General features: G+C 52.0%; 15 protein-coding genes. 10 read left to right on the forward strand and 5 right to left on the reverse strand.

Annotated features, from left to right (window positions below):
• Positions 1-72 precede the first annotated feature (72 nt).
• A complete protein-coding gene (locus ACO0LD_RS08645) occupies positions 73-636 on the forward strand; it encodes a YceI family protein (RefSeq protein ID WP_423005725.1) in 564 nt (187 codons plus the stop codon).
• Between the two features lie 5 nt (positions 637-641).
• On the opposite strand, the gene ACO0LD_RS08650 is transcribed toward ACO0LD_RS08645, so the two are convergent.
• A complete protein-coding gene (locus tag ACO0LD_RS08650; RefSeq protein ID WP_423005727.1) occupies positions 642-1,493 on the reverse strand; it encodes an EamA family transporter in 852 nt (283 codons plus the stop codon).
• An 11-nt stretch (positions 1,494-1,504) separates the two neighbouring features.
• Entirely contained in the window at positions 1,505-2,965 is a 1,461-nt protein-coding gene (locus ACO0LD_RS08655; protein ID WP_423005729.1) for a hypothetical protein, read from the reverse strand.
• 219 nt (positions 2,966-3,184) lie between these two features.
• On the opposite strand from ACO0LD_RS08655, the gene ACO0LD_RS08660 reads away from it, so the two are divergent.
• On the forward strand, positions 3,185-3,646 hold the full coding sequence (locus ACO0LD_RS08660; RefSeq protein WP_423005731.1) for a GNAT family N-acetyltransferase: 462 nt from the start codon (positions 3,185-3,187) through the stop codon (positions 3,644-3,646).
• A gap of 55 nt (positions 3,647-3,701) precedes the next feature.
• Here the strand turns inward: ACO0LD_RS08660 and ACO0LD_RS08665 are convergent, their stop codons facing one another.
• The gene (locus ACO0LD_RS08665) at positions 3,702-5,417 is read right to left on the reverse strand and encodes an alkaline phosphatase D family protein (RefSeq protein WP_423005733.1); all 1,716 of its coding nucleotides are present in this window, start codon (positions 5,415-5,417) and stop codon (positions 3,702-3,704) included.
• A gap of 146 nt (positions 5,418-5,563) precedes the next feature.
• Here ACO0LD_RS08665 and ACO0LD_RS08670 point away from each other — a divergent pair, with 146 nt between their 5' ends.
• Positions 5,564-6,220, forward strand: a complete 657-nt coding sequence (locus ACO0LD_RS08670; protein ID WP_423005735.1) for a glutathione S-transferase family protein — start codon at positions 5,564-5,566, stop codon at positions 6,218-6,220.
• Positions 6,221-6,454: 234 nt separating this feature from the next.
• Positions 6,455-7,798 (forward strand): reverse transcriptase family protein, encoded by a 1,344-nt coding sequence (locus ACO0LD_RS08675; RefSeq protein ID WP_423005737.1) that lies wholly within the window; start codon positions 6,455-6,457, stop codon positions 7,796-7,798.
• 7 nt (positions 7,799-7,805) lie between these two features.
• On the opposite strand, the gene ACO0LD_RS08680 is transcribed toward ACO0LD_RS08675, so the two are convergent.
• Positions 7,806-8,177: a DUF423 domain-containing protein gene (locus ACO0LD_RS08680; RefSeq protein ID WP_423005739.1), complete on the reverse strand. Its 372-nt coding sequence runs from the start codon at positions 8,175-8,177 to the stop codon at positions 7,806-7,808.
• A gap of 138 nt (positions 8,178-8,315) precedes the next feature.
• Here ACO0LD_RS08680 and ACO0LD_RS08685 point away from each other — a divergent pair, with 138 nt between their 5' ends.
• Both ACO0LD_RS08685 and ACO0LD_RS08690 read left to right on the forward strand, forming a co-directional pair.
• The gene (locus ACO0LD_RS08685) at positions 8,316-8,774 is read left to right on the forward strand and encodes a MarR family winged helix-turn-helix transcriptional regulator (protein WP_423005741.1); all 459 of its coding nucleotides are present in this window, start codon (positions 8,316-8,318) and stop codon (positions 8,772-8,774) included.
• Positions 8,771-9,265: an SRPBCC family protein gene (locus ACO0LD_RS08690; protein ID WP_423005743.1), complete on the forward strand. Its 495-nt coding sequence runs from the start codon at positions 8,771-8,773 to the stop codon at positions 9,263-9,265. Before ACO0LD_RS08685 ends, ACO0LD_RS08690 begins: the two co-directional genes overlap by 4 nt.
• Before the next feature lie 73 nt (positions 9,266-9,338).
• Here the strand turns inward: ACO0LD_RS08690 and ACO0LD_RS08695 are convergent, their stop codons facing one another.
• Positions 9,339-12,923: an indolepyruvate ferredoxin oxidoreductase family protein gene (locus ACO0LD_RS08695; RefSeq protein WP_423005745.1), complete on the reverse strand. Its 3,585-nt coding sequence runs from the start codon at positions 12,921-12,923 to the stop codon at positions 9,339-9,341.
• Between the two features lie 495 nt (positions 12,924-13,418).
• Here ACO0LD_RS08695 and ACO0LD_RS08700 point away from each other — a divergent pair, with 495 nt between their 5' ends.
• From ACO0LD_RS08700 to xerC, 4 genes are read left to right on the forward strand one after another with little or no spacing between them, the layout of a single operon-like run.
• On the forward strand, positions 13,419-15,749 hold the full coding sequence (locus ACO0LD_RS08700) for a methyl-accepting chemotaxis protein (protein WP_423005747.1): 2,331 nt from the start codon (positions 13,419-13,421) through the stop codon (positions 15,747-15,749).
• A 46-nt stretch (positions 15,750-15,795) separates the two neighbouring features.
• The gene (dapF, locus tag ACO0LD_RS08705; RefSeq protein WP_423005748.1) at positions 15,796-16,656 is read left to right on the forward strand and encodes a diaminopimelate epimerase; all 861 of its coding nucleotides are present in this window, start codon (positions 15,796-15,798) and stop codon (positions 16,654-16,656) included.
• A complete protein-coding gene (locus tag ACO0LD_RS08710) occupies positions 16,656-17,315 on the forward strand; it encodes a DUF484 family protein (protein WP_423005750.1) in 660 nt (219 codons plus the stop codon). The genes dapF and ACO0LD_RS08710 overlap by 1 nt, the downstream gene beginning before the upstream one ends.
• A 30-nt stretch (positions 17,316-17,345) precedes the next feature.
• The gene (gene xerC, locus ACO0LD_RS08715) at positions 17,346-18,275 is read left to right on the forward strand and encodes a tyrosine recombinase XerC (protein WP_423005752.1); all 930 of its coding nucleotides are present in this window, start codon (positions 17,346-17,348) and stop codon (positions 18,273-18,275) included.
• Positions 18,276-18,283 lie beyond the last annotated feature (8 nt).

Below are 18,283 nucleotides of genomic sequence, written 5' to 3' on the forward strand. Positions count from 1 at the left end.
CCAAGCGTAACTGGTAAGTCAGGCAGTAACAGCTTATGATGGCTGTTACTGCTTTTTTATTCGGAAACGACCATGTTCAAGAAATGCCTGCTGCTGTTATTGTCTGGATTCAGCCTGACTGCATTCGCCGCAGAAAAATACGTGGTCGACCAGGAACACACTTTCAGTAATTTTGAATACAAGCACTGGGGCTTGTCCTTGCAGCGCGGTCGCTTCGACAAAAATAGTGGCAGCATAGAACTGGATATGGATAACAAAACTGGCAGCTTGCAAATTGCCATCGATGCTGCATCCATCAATACCGGTTCAGATACCTTCGACAAAATCCTGCGTTCAGACAATTTTTTCAATATAGAAAAATATCCGAAAATTTCTTTTCAGTCGAACAAGATGGTCTTCAATGAAGACAAGCTGGTACAGGTGGAAGGTGATTTGACGATCAAGGATGTCACTCGCAAGGTGACCGTGGATATCACGCAATTTGAATGCCGCTTCATGATCCTGTACCTGAAGCGCGCCTGCGGTGCGAATGGCAATACCAAAATCCTGCGTAGCGATTATGGGGTAGGCCGCTATGTCCCGTTTGTCAGTGATGAAGTGACTTTGTCATTCAGTGTTGAGGCGATCAAAGAGTAGGTCTGTCAGGTATAGCGGATGACGATGGCACCTGCTACCGCCAGCAAAATAGCAGCAAGCCGCTGGGCTGAGATTTTTTCATGCAAAATCCAGACTGCAATCCCGGTAGCAAACAAAATCGACGTTTCGCGCAAGGCTGCAATGGCGGCTACAGGTGCCAGGGTCATGGCCCATAATGCCAGTCCATAAGAGGCGACTGAAGCTGTACCACCAGCTATGCCCAGGAGATATTTACCTCTGGTATAAGCAAAAAATTCCTGCCTGTCTCTAAGCATGATCACAGCCACTAACACTAGCGCTGTCAGCAAAAAAATCCACATGGTGTAGGCAGCAGGCGCACCTGACTTGCGTACACCGATACCATCCACCACGGTATATCCTGCGATGAAACAGGCATTCAGCAAAGCAAAACCACGACTCGATATTGCCTGGGGCCTGTCCTCAGTTGTCGCTTGTCCGGTCAGACTTAAACCGAGTATGCCAAGCACCAGCATGCCCAGGCCCAACCAGCGCAAGGCTGGTACAGCCTCACCAATCACACTGCCACTGACCAGTGCCACCAGCAAGGGTGCAGTGCCACGCATGATGGGATAAGCCTGGCTCATGTCACCATGCCGGTAAGCTGCTGCCAGCAAATAGAAGTACACCACTTGCAAAGCAACTGAAGCCAGCATGAACACCCAGCTTTCAAATGCTGGCTGGCGAACAAAAGGCAACACTAACGCGCAAACCAGACCCGCACCAGAAGTCACCAATACCGTATTAAAGTATTTATTGACACCAACCTTGATCGCTGCATTCCAGGCGGCATGCAGGAAGGCGGCGAACAAGACGACCAATACCACTAAACCAGACATGCAGCTCCAAATCAACTCATGGGGATGACGCTCATTTTGCCACCATCAGGATTGCTTGTGGCTTTTTCATGGCCGACAAATTGCAATTGCCGTTTGCCTGCATCCCATGTCATGGCTGTATCATCGTAGGGATTACGATATGCCTTACCAGTATTGGTCACATAGTCAGGGATATCTGCGACAGGGATTTTTTTCTCCAGTATATCCAGCTGCAAAGCCACCAGTCGCAGGTAACCCTCGGCATCTATGCTTTTTTCAATATACGCAGAGTAATAACTTGGTATCCCAATCTGTACCAGCATCTTCCCCGCCGGGTTATATGCATAATGGTGAAATGAGAAGATGCCTGTTCCAAGTCGTTGCCTTTCCAGCTCTGCCAGCTGTTTTTCCACGGCAGGAATGTCAAGCAACGGCTGCTTTGCGGCATTGATGAGTATGCCCCAATACTGCGCCAACAGATTATTTGTGGCATTCGACTGATAGCTATACTTGAGCAAGGAATACACAGGCCAGGGTACTTCTGCGGCATCGACAACTTCTGCAGATTGATTGCTATTGCGTAAATCCTCGTTAAAGCGCATGCCGAACAAGGCTTCATTAGAAAATGCTGCTGACAGACTGCGTTCCGCTTCAGACATGGGGCTGACCAACTGCTTCAGGCGTGCCGGGTACTGTGAATTCAATACCGGATACAATGTTGCCAACTCACTCACCGCACGCACTTGTTTGCGCAACCCCGTCAGCATCACCATTTTGGAGACCAGACTGTAACTATTTTTCAGTACCGATCTGGCATAGCGGTTATTGCTTTCCAGGGTTTGCAAGCCAGCTTCCAGCTTGCCGTCTGCGATATCAAAAACAGCCTGTGCCGTTTGCATTTCCATGGCCTTCAGCAATAAACCATAGGAGGGAAATTCAGCGGTGAATGTTGGCAGCAGGCGTTCTTCGAAGTCGCCCGTTTTTTGCATCAGTTCATAACGCTGCAACAACAACTGATTGCTTTTCATCTGTTCTGACACCTCGCTTCTATGTGTCAGTGTGTCCTGCACGCAGTTGGCGGTGCGCTGGCAGCTCTTTTGATCCCAGCTGAATTTCACTACCTTTGGAGGAGTCACATTTTGTGCCGGTGCCTGATAAGCTCCCCGGTTTTTCAGATACAGGGCGCGTTCAACATTTACCTTTTCCAGTCCGGCCTTGAATACGTCGGTATCCGCAGGCGCATCTATCATTTTCAAGATATAAAAACCATTCTGCGCATCTGCTACCTGCACTGGCCTTTCCTGCGACAAAGCCTGGGCCTGCCCTGAAAGGGTTTCATCCTTCCAGTTAATTACCAGAAACAAGCTGATGAGCAATACAACAATCAAGACCATAGCAAGCAAGAGCCTGATACTCCAGCGGCCCAGAGTTTTCAGTTTGTTGCCATGGATGGGATTTACCGGTCCGGTGTTACCAGCAAGTGCGTTTGACATAGATGATTTTTTAAATAGGTTAATCTGGATTTCATCATGGATGAGTTCCCAAGTGGAAACTACAGAAAGAGCCACATGCGGATTATCGTTATCCAGATCAACTCAGTCTACGGTTAAATTGCAAAATAAATACCGTTTTCATGTTCAAAGCTGACATTCTATTGCTGTCGCTTAAAGCCGAGGCTATGCTGGCGGCTCACCGACTTATTTTCTGAAGAAATGTCACCACGCTTACGCCCCACACTGGCAACGGACTACGCCATCATCGCTAACTGGATCAAGGATGCTCAGGCATGTACCCGCTGGGCCGGGCCACAAATAGCATTTCCATTTGAAGTTGCAGACCTGCCTCATCTGCTGGAAAAACCAGATTCGCAAAGCCTGGTGCTGGCTGATCACCGTAACCTGCCAGTCGGCTTTGCCCAATTCTGGCAACGAGATGAACGCCGCACACATCTGGGCCGTATCATCGTTTCCCCGGCAGCACGCGGTTTGGGTTATGGCAGGCTATTGTGTGAGCAATTGATGCGACATGCCATTGCGAAGTCTGGCTCAGCTGTGCTCAGTTTGCGGGTGTACCGTGATAATGAAGGGGCGCTGCATTTGTACCGCCAACTGGGATTTGTGGCTGTCGAGACTGATTCAAATGAAGAGGTGCTGGCGATGGAGTACAAGGTTTGAAAGTAATCGGAAAGCCAGCAATACGCTGGCTTTCCTTATTCCTGCTCAGCCTTGCTTAACCAGCGTAAGTGAAAGTATCCACACTGGTGGTATAGCTGGAACTGGTGACGGTGCTGACATACACATACTCACCCTTGGCCTGGGTAGGCGTGACGGTGATCAGCATATAGCCACGACGGTAAGTATCGATATAAGTGATGTCATCCACCAGCGCCTTGATGGTGCCCGCCAAAGTTGCGGGTGGCACCACGGATGGTGGGAACACACCTTCAAAGCCGGATGAAGTCACCGACATGCCTGCAAATTCTGCACCAACCTGGGTGCCATCAGTCAGTGTCAGTTTATTGAACCAGGCGTTATGGCTGTCACCGGACAAGACCAGGAACTTTTTGCCTGCTGTTTTCAATTTCGCTGCCGAATTGAAGACAGTATCACGGGCGTTTGGATAACCTTCCCAGTTATCAAAGTTGTAGGAGATTTTTGGATTTTTCAAAGGATCCAGCAAATCTTTTTGCGCCTGTGTCTGTGCCGCTGCCGGCGTTGCCTTGGCAGTCAGATAGGCAGTCACTGAGTCTGCGCTCAGATTGGAAACCAGTGTCGATGCCGGCAATTGCACGCGGCCCATGACAGTCTGGTTACCCAGTACCTGCCAGGTCGCCTTGGACGATGTCATTTGCGTATCCAGCCAGGCTTGCTGCGTGGTGCCCAGCAATTGCTTGTTCTTGTTGAAGGCGTAGGGCAAGAACTTGGGGTCAGCCACATCACGGCCTTGCGCATCCAGCATGCGGTCTGGTGCCTGTTCACGGCCTATCATGCGGGTATCAAGCATGTGCAGGGACAGCAGATTGCCAAAGTCAAACGAGCGGTAGATTTTCAGCAGATTGCTGGTATCTGGTGACCGTATCGGCATCCATTCATGATAGACCTGGCTGGCGGCTGCCTTGCGTGCGGCCCATGTACCCTGCGTCGCTGGATTATGATTTTCTGCACTGTCCATCCAGGCATTGTTGGCAAACTCATGATCATCCCAGATGGTGATCATGGGCATACGTGCATGCAGGGCTTTGAGATAAGGATCGGCCTTGTGAAGGGCATGGCGGGCGCGGTAATCAGCAACAGTGACGATCTCGCTGGCGGGTGCAGAAATACGGCCAGCCACTTGTGAGGCAACTGGTGGATACACACCGTCCTTGTATTCGTAAATATAGTCACCCAGATGCAAGGCGAATTGCGCACCAGAAGAGATTGCGCTGTCATAGGCATTGAAATAACCGGCAGGATAATCACTGCAAGAGAACACTGCCAGCTTCACCTGATCGACATTGCCAACTGGCAGGGTGCGGGTGCGGCCTACGGGCGAGACACTGTTATTCGGTGCTACAAAGCGATAGTAATATTCTGTATTCGCAGCCAGACCAGTGGCATCGACCTTGGCGGTAAAGCCTGTACCAGAACTTGCTGTTACCTTGCCAGAGAACAGCACGGTAGCGAAACTCGCATCTGCGGCCATTTGCCAGATCAGGTCTACGCTGGCATCCGTCGATATCTTGGCATGTGTCCACAAGATCACGCGATCAGCCATAGGGTCGCCACTGGCAACGCCATAATTGAAGGCCGCCATCTCGCCATTCAATACCGTGGAAGAACCACCACAGGCAGTCAGCACACCGCCAGATGCCATGACAGCAGCAACGGAAGACATCTTGATGACAAAGCCGCGTCTGGTGATATTTGCTGGCGCTTTTGGATTTTTCTTCTGATCGTTTTGCATCTGGCTACTCCCCTGGAAAATGAGAGATAGTAGGGTGGCCTTGTGTCAGGGATATGACGCTGGCGACGATTCTCTGAAGAAAGTCTAGAGCGAGCACTCTAGTGAATTAAAAAGCGCTGACGCAGGCTTTGCAAAAACTGGGCATAATGAGTTTTTCCGATTTTCTCATTTCCCCACACCGCGAGGCTCCCATGATAGAAGTCCACCATTTAAAAGAATCACGCTCACGCCGCATTACCTGGTTACTCGAAGAACTGGGGCTGGATTACACCGTCATTTCGTATGACCGCGACCCCAAGACCCGCCTGGCACCGCCAGAACTGCAAAAAATCCACCCGCTGGGCAAAGCCCCCGTCATCCGTGACAAAGACCAGACCCTGATAGAGTCCGGTGCCATCATCGACTACCTAATACGCACTTATGGCAATGGCCGCCTGGCACCTGCCGTGGGCACGACTGACTACAACCGCTATGTGCAGTTCCTGCACTATGCCGAGGGTTCAGCCATGTTGCCGCTGTTGCTGAAGCTGTATGTAGGCCGCCTGGGTGACGCGGGTGCACCGCTGCATCCACGTATCAGCAGCGAAGTGGCAAACCATTTCAGCTACCTGAACCTGGAGCTGGAAGGCCGTGATTACTTCGTTGGCGACAGCCTGACGGGCGCAGACATACAATTGTCTTTCGCCGTACAGTCAGCCGTGCGCGGTGCTGGCCGTGAAGCCTTCCCCAACCTGACACGCTTTGTTGATATGGTTGCGGCGCGTCCCGCTTATCAAAGAGCGATAGAAAAATACAGCGAGTAATCGCTTTATGCAGTTCGTGGATTGACAGCTACGATTGCATGCTCTATCTTCGCATTGCGGCGGATCCTGCAAGCTGGCGCTCAGACGCAAGTCCATAGTGCCTCTGCGGGGTTACCCCGCGGGATAAATTTACCTGGTATTTCATCGCGTGAGCCGCCATGCATTGCATGCATACAGGCTCACACTACACGAGACTGGTTGCAGGCTCTCCGCCGCCCCCACTAGATCATATTCATGGACACACCCAAACAGGTCGCCTTAGCCATCGCCGATGCCTTACTGGCAGGTGAGCTTAGCCACGTCGCCCTGATGAAAAACATGAGCTGGGTGCTGGGTAAAAAGTGGCCGTGGATACCATCGTTGTGCCAAAAAATTGAACAGCACGCTGGCCCACATTTTTATCATTACAGTCGCCATGAAATGGCCGCACTGATACTGGATGATCATGGCTACTACGGTGCCTGGCGTGACAGGGAAAAACCACAAATCAAACAGTATTGCTTGCAGCCAGCGATCGCTCCAGAAAAACCGGCATGGCTGCAAGCCCTGGCTTTACCTGAATTTAACAACTCCGCTGATCTGGCCAGGCATCTGAATCTGACTGTCAATGAACTGGCCTGGTTTGCCGATCAATGGCGACAGAATGCACAAGCAGCACCACAACTGGGACACTACCATTACCGCTGGCTGGAAAAAGCAAAGGGTGGCTGGCGTCTGCTGGAAGTACCCAAGTCACGCCTGCGCAATATACAAAGAAAAATCCTGCAACAGATATTGAACCGGGTACCGCCACATGCAGCAGCGCAGGCATTTCAACATGGCCGTTCCAGTCTCAGCCATGCAGCACAACACACGGGAAAGCGTGTCGTAGCGAGGCTGGATTTAAAAGATTTCTTTACGAGCATCCCTGGTTCACGTCTGCACGCCTTGTTTGCCAAACTTGGTTACCCGGAAAAAGTTGCGGGTACGCTGGCACGACTATGCAGCAACCGTACACCTACCGGTATCGTCAAGGAAAAAACCGGCAGTCCACTTGCCTCAGTCAGTTCCACGCATCTCTTGCGCAGCCCACATCTGCCGCAAGGTGCACCGACCTCTCCTGCCCTCGCCAACCTGTGCGCTTATCGTCTCGATATGCGCCTGCAAGCCCTGGCGGACAACATGCAGGCCAGTTATAGCCGTTATGCAGATGACCTGACATTTTCTGGTGATGAGCAATTTGAGCAAAGCCTGGTGCGCTTCATCCCGCAGGTGGCGGCCATCGCTATAGAAGAAGGTTTTGTATTGAACTACAAAAAGACCCGCATCATGCGCGCAGCGACCAGGCAGCAAGTCACTGGCATTGTCGTGAACAGCCACTGCAACATCAAACGCAAAGATTACGATACCCTGAAAGCGATATTGACTAACTGCCTGCGCAGTAATCCGGCATCACAAAACCGCGAAGGACATGCAGACTTTCGCTCCCACCTGGCAGGCAAGCTTGCCTATATGCGCATGATCAATCCGGCACGCACGGCCAAGCTGCAAACCCTGTTTGAACAGATCAAATGGTCAGACTCAGCGACTATGGCTTAACTTCGGCTTAGCGACGGATTGCCGCCCACGCCAGCATCGCCCAGCCCGCCAGGAATGCCACCCCACCTATCGGTGTAATGGCACCAAGTATGCGCACGCCAGTCAGTGCCAGTGCATACAGGCTACCACTGAAAATGATGACCCCTGCCAGCATTGCCCAGGCCGCCTTGCGCAACAAGGCATTATCCTGTTGTTGCAACATGATACCCAGCGCCAGCATACCCAGACCATGCACCATCTGGTAAGTCACCGCCGTTTGCCAGACCGCCAGCATGTCGGCACTCAGCATCTGCTTCAAGCCATGTGCACCAAAGGCACCGGCAGCTACGCCTGTGAACATGAGGATGGCGGCGGTAGCGATGAAGGAACGTGCTTGCATGATGTGTGTCCAGAGAATTCAGTAAAGCACAATTGTAAGGCAAGATGAAATATGCTGATGCCAGTGCATCTATCTACTCTTTAATTGGTTCGTTTTGACGAACCTGTATTTTGTTAACTAGACTGGGACTTGTTGACCATGGAAAAAACCGAATTCATCTATCGTATACAGTCGGCTTATCCGCGTATTTATCATGCCTGTCACGCTGATCACCAGCCAACATCGGCCAGTGGAATTGCGATATCACAGCGGGATGCGACGATACTGGCACATTTGAGTTCGACCAATGCAACGACCCAGGCGCAACTTGCCAGGCACCTGGGTATCACCAAGTCAACCATGTCGGAAGCGGTTAAATATCTGATGGCTCAGGGATTGCTGGAAATGGAGGTCACAACAGACAGGCGCGCCCATTTGTTGCGGCTGACAGAAAAGGGCAAAGACGTGATGAGTAAAAGTTCAGTGCTGGAAGCAGACAAACTGGCGGCAGTATTGGCTGAAATGACTGCAACAGAAATGCAACAGGCGATTGCCGGGCTGGAGTTACTGGCGCAAGCCTGTTTCAGATTAACCATGAAAAAAGAGGATGCCGGATGAAGTTTGCAATGATTGCTGTCAGCGTTCTAGTCGTGATCGGACTGATCGTATTCACCATGGGCATGCTGGCACCCAAAGACCATAAGCTGAGCCTGAGTCAGGACTACCCGGTTCCTGTCACCAGTCTGTATCAACTGGTGCGTGACTATGAAGCTTACCCAGGCTGGCGCACGGGTATCAAATCCATGCAGAAAGATGGTGAGCTGCGCTATATGGAAGAATCAGCTCACGGCAAAATCCCTTACCGGATTATTGAAGACAAAAGCAATCAGTTGATCGTCTCGAAAATCGATGACCCCAGCCTGCCGTTTTCCGGCACCTGGACATTCGAGTTCAGCAACAAGAATGGCCATAGCCAGTTACGTATCACGGAAGCTGGCAGTGTATCCAATCCCATGATGCGTTTCTTTGCCACCTATGTGTTTTCGCATGAGAAAACCATGCGGACTTATCTGGACGATGTAGAAAGAAAATTCAAACAGAAAACCTGATCATTGCTGCAAATAAAACGGGCAGCCCAAGGGCGACCCGTTTTATCTTCATGCAAATTTAAATCAGCCTACATCAGGCAGCTTTTTGCGCAGACTGTGCCGTATTGAATTCAGCAATCAGTGTCGCTTCCTTGGCCTTGGCGGCTTTGAAATGCCTTTCCTTGACATGACCATAACCGCGTATGTCTTCAGGGATGCTGGCGATTGCGACTGCCTTGGACAAATTATCTGCATTTAGCAAAGGCAGTAAAGTGTTCAGGGTTTGCTTGTACTCGACTGGCAAGGCGCGTTCCATCTTGCGTTCTTCGGTATAGCCGAAAATATCGAATGTACCGCCACGCAGGGACTTGAACTTGGCCAGTACACCGAAAGCTTTCATCATCCATGGGCCAAACTGCTGCTTGATCAGATGACCTTTGTCATCACGTTTGGCCAGCAGCGGCGGCGCGAGGTGGAAGTTGATGGCGTAGTCACCTTCAAACATGTCGGCAATTTTTTTCTGGAACTTGCCATCAGTGTACAAACGCGCGACTTCATATTCATCCTTGTAAGCCATCAGTTTGAACAGGTATTTCGCTACTGCTTCTGTCAGGCGCAAAGGCTTGTTGCCATCGACGAGTTTACTTTCTGCCGCTTTAACTTGCGCAACATATTCGCTGTACTGGCTGGCATAAGCGGCATCCTGATAATCCGTCAAAAATGCCACGCGCTTGTTGATGGTGTCATCCAGTGTAGGCGCACGTTTCAGTTCTATGACTTGAGCTGGTGTCACCAGGCGCTGCACGGCTGCCAGATCATGCGCAGCCAGGCGGCCCCAGTTAAATGCCTGCTTGTTGAAGTCGATAGACACGCCATTGAGTTCAATCGCGCGCATCAGTGCGACTTCTTCCAGCGGCACCCAGCCCTTTTGCCAGGAATAACCAAGGATGAACATATTGGTGGCGATATTGTCACCCATCAAGGCCGTGGCTATCGAGGCCGCATCGATCAGATCGACCCTGTCGGCACCGCAGGCTTTGCGGATATCGCCTTCGGCTGATTCAGCCGGGAATTGCCAGTTAGGATTCTTGATGAAGGTAGAAGTTGGCGAACCATTGGCATTGATGGCCGCGTGCGTGCGGCCTTCGCCCATACGTGAAAGCGCATCCTTGCCTGCCGTCACGATCAGATCACAGCCTATGACCAGATCAGCCATACCTGTGCCTACGCGTGTTGATTGTATGTCGTCGGCCTTGTCAGCCAGGCGCACATGTGACATCACCGCGCCACCTTTTTGCGCCAGGCCTGTCATGTCCAGCACGGAACAGGCTTTACCTTGCAAATGCGCAGCCATGGCCATGATCTGGCCGATGGTGATGACGCCAGTACCACCGACACCGGTAACCAGTACACCGAAAGGTGTCTTGGTATCAGGCAGGGCTGGATAAGGCAGTGCATTCACGTCGAGTGCATTACCTGGTTCTATCTTGGTTTTTGCCGGTTTCTTCAGCTTGCCGCCTTCGACGGTAACAAAGCTGGGGCAGAAACCTGTGACGCAAGAGAAATCCTTGTTGCATGAAGACTGGTTGATCTGGCGCTTGCGACCGAATTCGGTTTCCAGCGGTTCTACTGAAAGGCAGTTGGATTGCACTGAGCAATCGCCACAGCCTTCGCAGACTGCTTCATTGATGACTGCACGTTTGGCAGGGTCAGGGAAACCAGGTTTGCCATCCTTGTCGATTTTTTTCCTGCGGCGGCGTTTTTCAGAAGCACAGGTCTGGTCATAGATCATGGCAGAGACGCCCTTGGCCACGCGCAATTCGCGTTGCACGGCATCGAGTTCGCTACGGTGGCGCACCGTCACGCCCGGTGCCCATGGATAATTCGCGCCATATTTTTCTGGCTCGTCAGTGACGACGATGATAGGGCCGACACCTTCGGCGGCGATCTGGCGCGAAATCATGCCAGGGTCCAGCGGGCCATCGAATTCCTGGCCGCCTGTCATGGCAACGGCATCATTGAACAGGATTTTATAGGTGATATTGACTTCACCAGATACCGCAGCACGTATCGCCAGCAAACCCGAGTGATAGTAAGTACCATCACCCAGATTACAGAACACATGGTTCTCGGTCGTGAACGGTGCCTGGCCTACCCAGGTCACACCTTCTGCGCCCATGTGGGTGAAGGTGGAGGTTTCACGGTCCATCCAGGTCACCATGTAATGGCAACCGATACCAGCCAGGGCGCGGCTGCCTTCCGGTACTTTGGTGGAAGTGTTATGCGGGCAACCGGAACAGAAATGCGGCACGCGGTCCTTGTTAGGATCAGGCTTGGAAATCACATTCAGCATGGATTCCTTGGCTTCCAGATAAGCCACGCGTTCTTTGACGCGCTGCTCTACCGGGTGACCAGCGAAATAGCGGCTGATGCGCGAAGCAATCGCACGGGCAATCTGTGCCGGGTTCAACTCATAAGTCGCGGGCAACAACCATTCACCATGGCCTGAGCCATGCAAATTACTCCACTCACCACTATCGTCGAACTTGCCGACTACGCGTGGGCGTACTTTGTCTTCCCAGTTGTACAGTTCTTCTTTTAAGGCGTATTCAAGGATCTGGCGCTTTTCTTCAACGACCAGGATTTCTTCCAGGCCAGTGGCGAACTCGCGCACGCCTTCAGATTCCAGCGGCCAGGTCAGGCCTATCTTGTACAGGCGTATGCCTATGTCCTTGGCGACTTGTTCATCGATACCCAGGTCGGCCAGCGCCTGACGGGTGTCGAGGTAGGATTTGCCGGCAGTGATGATGCCTATCTTGGCAACCGGGCTATCCCATATGATTTTATTGAGCTTGTTGGCACGCGCATAGGCCAGCGCCGCATACCATTTGTAGTTATTCATGCGGATTTCTTGCGCCAGCACCGGGTCTGGTGTGCGGATGTTCACGCCATCGGCAGGCAAGACAAAATCCTCAGGAATAATCGGTTTTACGCGGTCCGGGTCGATATCGACAACGGCACCGGATTCGACGATGTCAGTCACGCATTTCATCGACACCCACAGGCCGGTATAGCGCGACATGGCGATGCCATGCAGGCCATAGTCCAGATACTCTTGCACGGTAGATGGATACAACACCGGAATACCACAGGCCTTAAGGATATGTTCACTCTGATGTGCAGCCGTAGACGATTTGGCGGCATGATCATCACCCGCCACGACCAGTACACCACCATGTTTGGAGGTACCTGCCAGATTCGCGTGCTTGAACACGTCGCCACAACGATCTACACCTGGGCCTTTGCCGTACCACATGGCAAACACACCATCATACTTCGCACCAGGGAACATATTCACCTGTTGCGTACCCCAGACTGTTGTAGCTGCCAGGTCTTCATTCACGCCAGGGTGGAATTTGACGTGGTGTTTGGCCAGATGTTTTTTTGCCTTGGCAGCAGTCAGATCAACGTTACCCAAAGGTGAGCCGCGATAACCACTGATATAGCCGCCAGTATTAAGGCCAGCTTTTTCATCAGCCTGGCGCTGCAACATCATCAGGCGTATCAGGGCCTGGGTGCCGGTCATGAAAGCGCGACCGCGCTCCAGCGTGAATTTGTCGTCCAGGGAAATATTGTTGTCGATCAGCGCCTGCTGCTCGGCTTTGAGGGGTGCGTTCATGGGGTCTCCGTGCTTTTTTATCGTTTGGCAATGGTGTGCGCAACAAAACAGAATCACCTTGTGAGTGAATCATATACTTATTAGAACTCATTTCACACATAGGAGCGAAATGCATCTATTTGTGAAATGAATTCTTGGTAGCTTGACTTTGTAAGGGATGAGCAAGTTCAAGCTACCATGATATGGATCGCACATTAACACGCTGTATTGTCAGTCCCAATGGACAGTGCCTCACAAAGAGACCAGTACAGTATGACTGACACTTTTGAAAAGTGTACTGGTCAATCTTCATTCAATCATAAATTTGCTTTTTTTGCATTTAATTTCTATCGTATCAATGACAGGAATCTGGGAGAATAGATTTAAGCAGTAACATACAAGTAGACTCATAGAGATAGCCTCACTGAGGCAGGCTCAAATAAGCAGGTTCAAAAAATAAACAGGACTACGTAATTGGGATGGTTCGCGTCAGTCCGCATAGAGGCAAGGAAAATCATGTCCGGGAACAAAGCAACGCTGGTCGATAAAATCATGTATCCCTGTACAGTTTTGATGAGCAAACTCAGTTTGCGCACAAAATTGCTAGGTATATTTGTTATTTTGCTACTGCCTTTGTTGTTTTTTGCCAGCCTTACCCTGAACCAGATACGGACCGACGCCATCAATGCCCATGCCGGTCTGGCCGGTGTGGAAGCAAATGGCCTGATCATGAAAGTGATCATCCAGACACAAAAACATCGCGGCCAGGTCAACCTCAAGCTCTCTGGTGAAAATCTGGATGAGGATTTGGCAAAAACCAGAACTGAATTAAAAAACGGCCTGAACCAGCTTGACCAGTTCTTGCTCAATAATGCAGAGCTTGCCTTGCAGGGCTCGTGGAAAGCCAGTGCAGATGAACTGCAACAACTGGTCGCAGGCCAGATTGCTGCCAACGTCAAAGACAATGTAGCCCAGCACAGCCGCCTGATCAGGCAAAGCCTGCAATTCTCTGCCCTGCTTAGTGAAAAAACCGGCTTGCTGACAGATACCCAAAGCGCCAACTTTCTTTTGCTGGATATCTCCATACGTAAAATGCCAGTCTGGATAGAGCATATGGCGCTGTTACGTGGGCTGGGTGCCAGCTATATCAAAACCGGGGCTATGGAATTCCCGGAAAAAGCAGGCATAGTCTCACGACTGGATGCCTTGCAGGCGTCCATGAATGGTGTTGCCGATCTGGATGAAGCGATGAAACGCGCAGGCGTGAACGTGAACACGGCAGAGCTGGCAGCTTTCGAGGCGTCGCAGTCTTTTGCCGCGCTGGCCAGAAAAAACCTGCTGGCAGAAAGCATTAGCGGCGATGCCAATGCCTACTTTACGCAAGGCACGCAAGCCATAGAAAAAACCCTGGCCTTGCAAACCCAGATGCAGGGCAAGCTGGCTGAGATATTAAAAAACAGAAGCGGCCAGATGGATCTGTATCAAAACCTGCTGAGTCTGGGCATAGGCATTGTTGTCGTCCTCAGTTGTTATCTGGCAATGGGATTTTATCGTGGCTTCATGTCTGCCCTGAACCAGGTTGGGCGTGCTGCCCATTCTGTTGCCGCTGGTGACCTGACCAACCATATACGCATCACAGGCAAGGATGAATTGGCAAAAACCGGCAATTTGCTGGAAGCCATGAATGGCAATTTATCCAAGCTGGTGGCGAATGTACGCAGCAATGCCAGCATGGTGGCGCAACTGGGCGAAGGTCTGGCCACCAATATCAGTGACCTGACTGTCAGGACCGAGCAACAGGCATCCAGCCTGGAACAGACATCGGCCAGTGTGGATGATCTGGCTGATACCGTGAAAAAGAATGCCGACAGTGCCAGGGCAGTCGATAACCTTGCCGCGAATTTGCGCCTGATTACAGAGTCTACAGGCGACGACATGCGTGCTGCAGTCGATTCCATGAATGGCATACACCAGAGTGCCCGCAAGGTGCAGGAAATTGTCAGCCTGATTGATGGCATTTCTTTCCAGACCGACATCCTGGCCCTGAATGCTGCGGTGGAAGCTTCTCGTGCCGGTGAGCATGGTCGTGGTTTTGCCGTTGTCGCCAGTGAAGTGCGCAGCCTGGCACAACGCAGCGCCGATTCTGCGCGCCAGATCAGGCGCCTGATTGATGATTCTGTACACAGGGTGGATCAGGGTGTCAACCAGATCAGCAATGTCAACCAGACCCTGACTGAGATAGTCGGTGGCATCCGTGATCTGGCGAATAACATCAATGCCATCTCTGTTGCTTCAAGCGAACAAAGCAATGGCCTGTCGCAAATTTCAGAAGCCTTGCGCCACCTGGATGGCATCACGCAAAGCAATGCGCAAATGGCGGAGCAAGCCAAACATGCCTCCATCAGCCTGGAAGACAAGGCCCATGCCCTGACCAGAGCGGCATCCGCCTTTAAATTATTGCAAGGTACGGCAGATGAAGCCTATGCCCTGGTCAAGAAAGCCGTGGCTATTTATCAATCCAGGGGCAGGCCAGCCCTGCAAATCATCACGGCCAATGCCGATAAACTGTATGCCGACCGTGACATGTATGTGTTTGCCTTTGACCGCAATGGTCAATACCTGGCTTTTGCTGGCAATGCCGCCAAACTCAAGGTCAATCTGTTCCATGTAGATGGCCTGGATGGCCGCAAGCTGGTTCGGGATGCCTTTGCCCTGCCTGAAACTGGCGGATGGGTCAATTACACCATCGTAAATCCGGTTTCGAAAAAGACTGAGGCAAAAACCTCTTATATAGAAGCGGTGGAGGAGAATCTGGTACTGGGTTGTGGTGTCTATCAGGTCGAGTGAAGCTTCAGGTGCCATGGTGTGTCGCGACTGAGGATATAATCACAGCATGAAACTCAAATTCACCAAAATGCATGGTGCGGGTAATGATTTTGTCGTTATCGATGCGATTAACCAGCACATCAATTTCACTCCCGCACAATGGCGGCTGATTGCTGACCGCCGTTTTGGCATAGGTGCAGACCAGATCCTGGTGGTAGAACGTCCTGAAAGCCAGGATGTAGACTTCCGCTACCGCATCTATAACGCCGATGGTGGCGAAGTAGAGCAATGTGGCAATGGCTCACGTGCCTTTGTGCAGTTTGTCATAGAAAAAGGCCTGACCAGCAAATCCAGCATACGGGTGCAAACCATGTCCGGCGTCATAGAGCCGCGCATGGGCGAAGATGGCAATATCACCGTCAATATGGGTGCACCGGTACTGGAAGCAGCCCAGGTGCCGTTTCTGGCCGATGACCTGACTGCCATGCATCAGGGCGACGACAGTTTGTGGCCGCTGGACATCAATGGCAAGCAGGTCTGGGTTTCTGCCGTTTCCATGGGGAATCCGCATGCGGTGCAGGTGGTAGCCTCGGTGGATGACTTCCCGGTTGCTGTTGATGGCCCGCTAATAGAGCACCACCCGCGTTTCCCGCGCCGGGTGAATGCTGGCTTCATGGAAGTTTTGGGCCGCCAGCATGTACGCCTGCGTGTATTTGAACGTGGTGCCGGTGAAACCCTGGCTTGCGGTACCGGTGCCTGTGCTGCCGCCGTCACTGGCATACGCCGGGGCTTGCTGGATAGCCCGGTACGTGTCAGCATGCGCGGGGGTGAACTCTCCATCGCCTGGGATGGTGCAGGCCAGTCCGTATTCCTCAGCGGTCCCGCAGTGACCGTCTTTGAAGGCGAAATTAATTTAATAGAAACATAATGAATTCCACCGATATCGCCACCTACCTGATACAGCATCCGCATTTTTTTGAAGAACATGCAGAATTGCTGGGTTCCATCAAACTGACCAGCCCCGTCATGGGACGCGCCATCTCCTTGCAAGAAAGGCAAATGGAAGTCGTCCGCGAAAAATATCGCGGCCTGGAATTGCGCATGGCAGATTTGCTGCGCATCGCAGAAGAAAACCATGATATCAGCCAAAAGTTCCAGACCTGGACTCGCGCCCTGCTGCTGGCACGCAATGATGTAGACCTGCCTCATGTGCTGACTCAGGGTTTGCAGGATATCTTCAACCTGCCCCATGCCACCCTGCGCTTGTGGGGTGTGGCAGAAGACTACGCCCATACCTGGTTTGCCAGTGCTAGCAGCGATGATGCACAGTTGTTTGCCAAGGGCCTGACCACGCCGTATTGCGGCAAGAACCATGATTTTGAAGCTGCTGGCTGGATAGAAGCTGATCAACCTGTCGAATCACTGGCCATGCTGGCTTTGCGCCTGTCTGGCAATGGCCCGACTTTTGGCTTGCTGGTACTGGGTTCGCCCGACCCGGATCGCTATACCAAGGACATGGCAACGGATTTCCTCAGCAAGATTGCCGATACCAGCAGTGCTGCGCTGAGCTGCCTGGTCGATATCTAGCCTGATCAGCCCTATAAGCTTAAGGCCTGTATGAATACGCAAGACGATTATCTGAGCCTTTATCTGGAAGTCTTGCGTAGTCAAAGACAATTATCACAACACACGCTGGACAGTTACCTGCTGGATTTGCGTGAGCTTATCAAGCTAGCTGATCAGGCCGGGAAAACCGATCTGGCCAGCCTGACTACCCATCACATACGCCGCTTCGCCGCCCAAATGCATGGAAGCGGGCAAAATGCCCGCAGCATTGCCCGCAAGCTGTCCAGCTGGCGCGGCTTTTACCGCTGGCTGACAGAAGAACGCGATCTGGCCGCAAACCCGGTTGAAGGCGTGCGTGCCCCCAAGAAAAGCAAGCCCTTGCCCAAAGCCCTGGGAGCAGATGATGCGGTGCGCCTGGTAGCCCACAAGGGCGGTGACCAGCCTACCGCCCGCGCCAATCGTGCCATGTTTGAACTCTTGTATTCCAGTGGTTTGCGGGTATCTGAACTGGCCAGCCTGGATGTAGCGGCTATCACAGAATCCGGCTATAGCTCGGCGGGATGGGTCGACATGCAGGAAGCTGAAGTCCGCGTCACCGGTAAAGGCGGCAAGCAACGCATAGTCCCGGTAGGTAAGCCCGCGCTGGATGCATTGCATGACTGGCTGGCGATACGGGCGACACTGGTCAAGGCTGACCCGCACCCGCTGTTTTTAACCGAACGCGGCACCCGCATTTCAGTTCGCCTGATACAACTGCGCCTGAAGGCGCATGCACAAAGCCTGGATATACCGGCGAATGTGCATCCACACATGTTACGGCACTCATTTGCCTCGCATGTCTTGCAATCTTCCGGCGACTTGCGCGCCGTGCAGGAAATGCTGGGCCACAGCTCCATCGCAGCAACCCAGGTTTACACTTCTCTGGATTTCCAGCATCTGGCGAAGGTATATGACCAGACGCATCCACGTGCAAAAAAATAATCAGACCA

It is taken from the genome of Undibacterium sp. Ji83W, assembly GCF_049340385.1.
GTDB lineage: Bacteria > Pseudomonadota > Gammaproteobacteria > Burkholderiales > Burkholderiaceae_D > Undibacterium.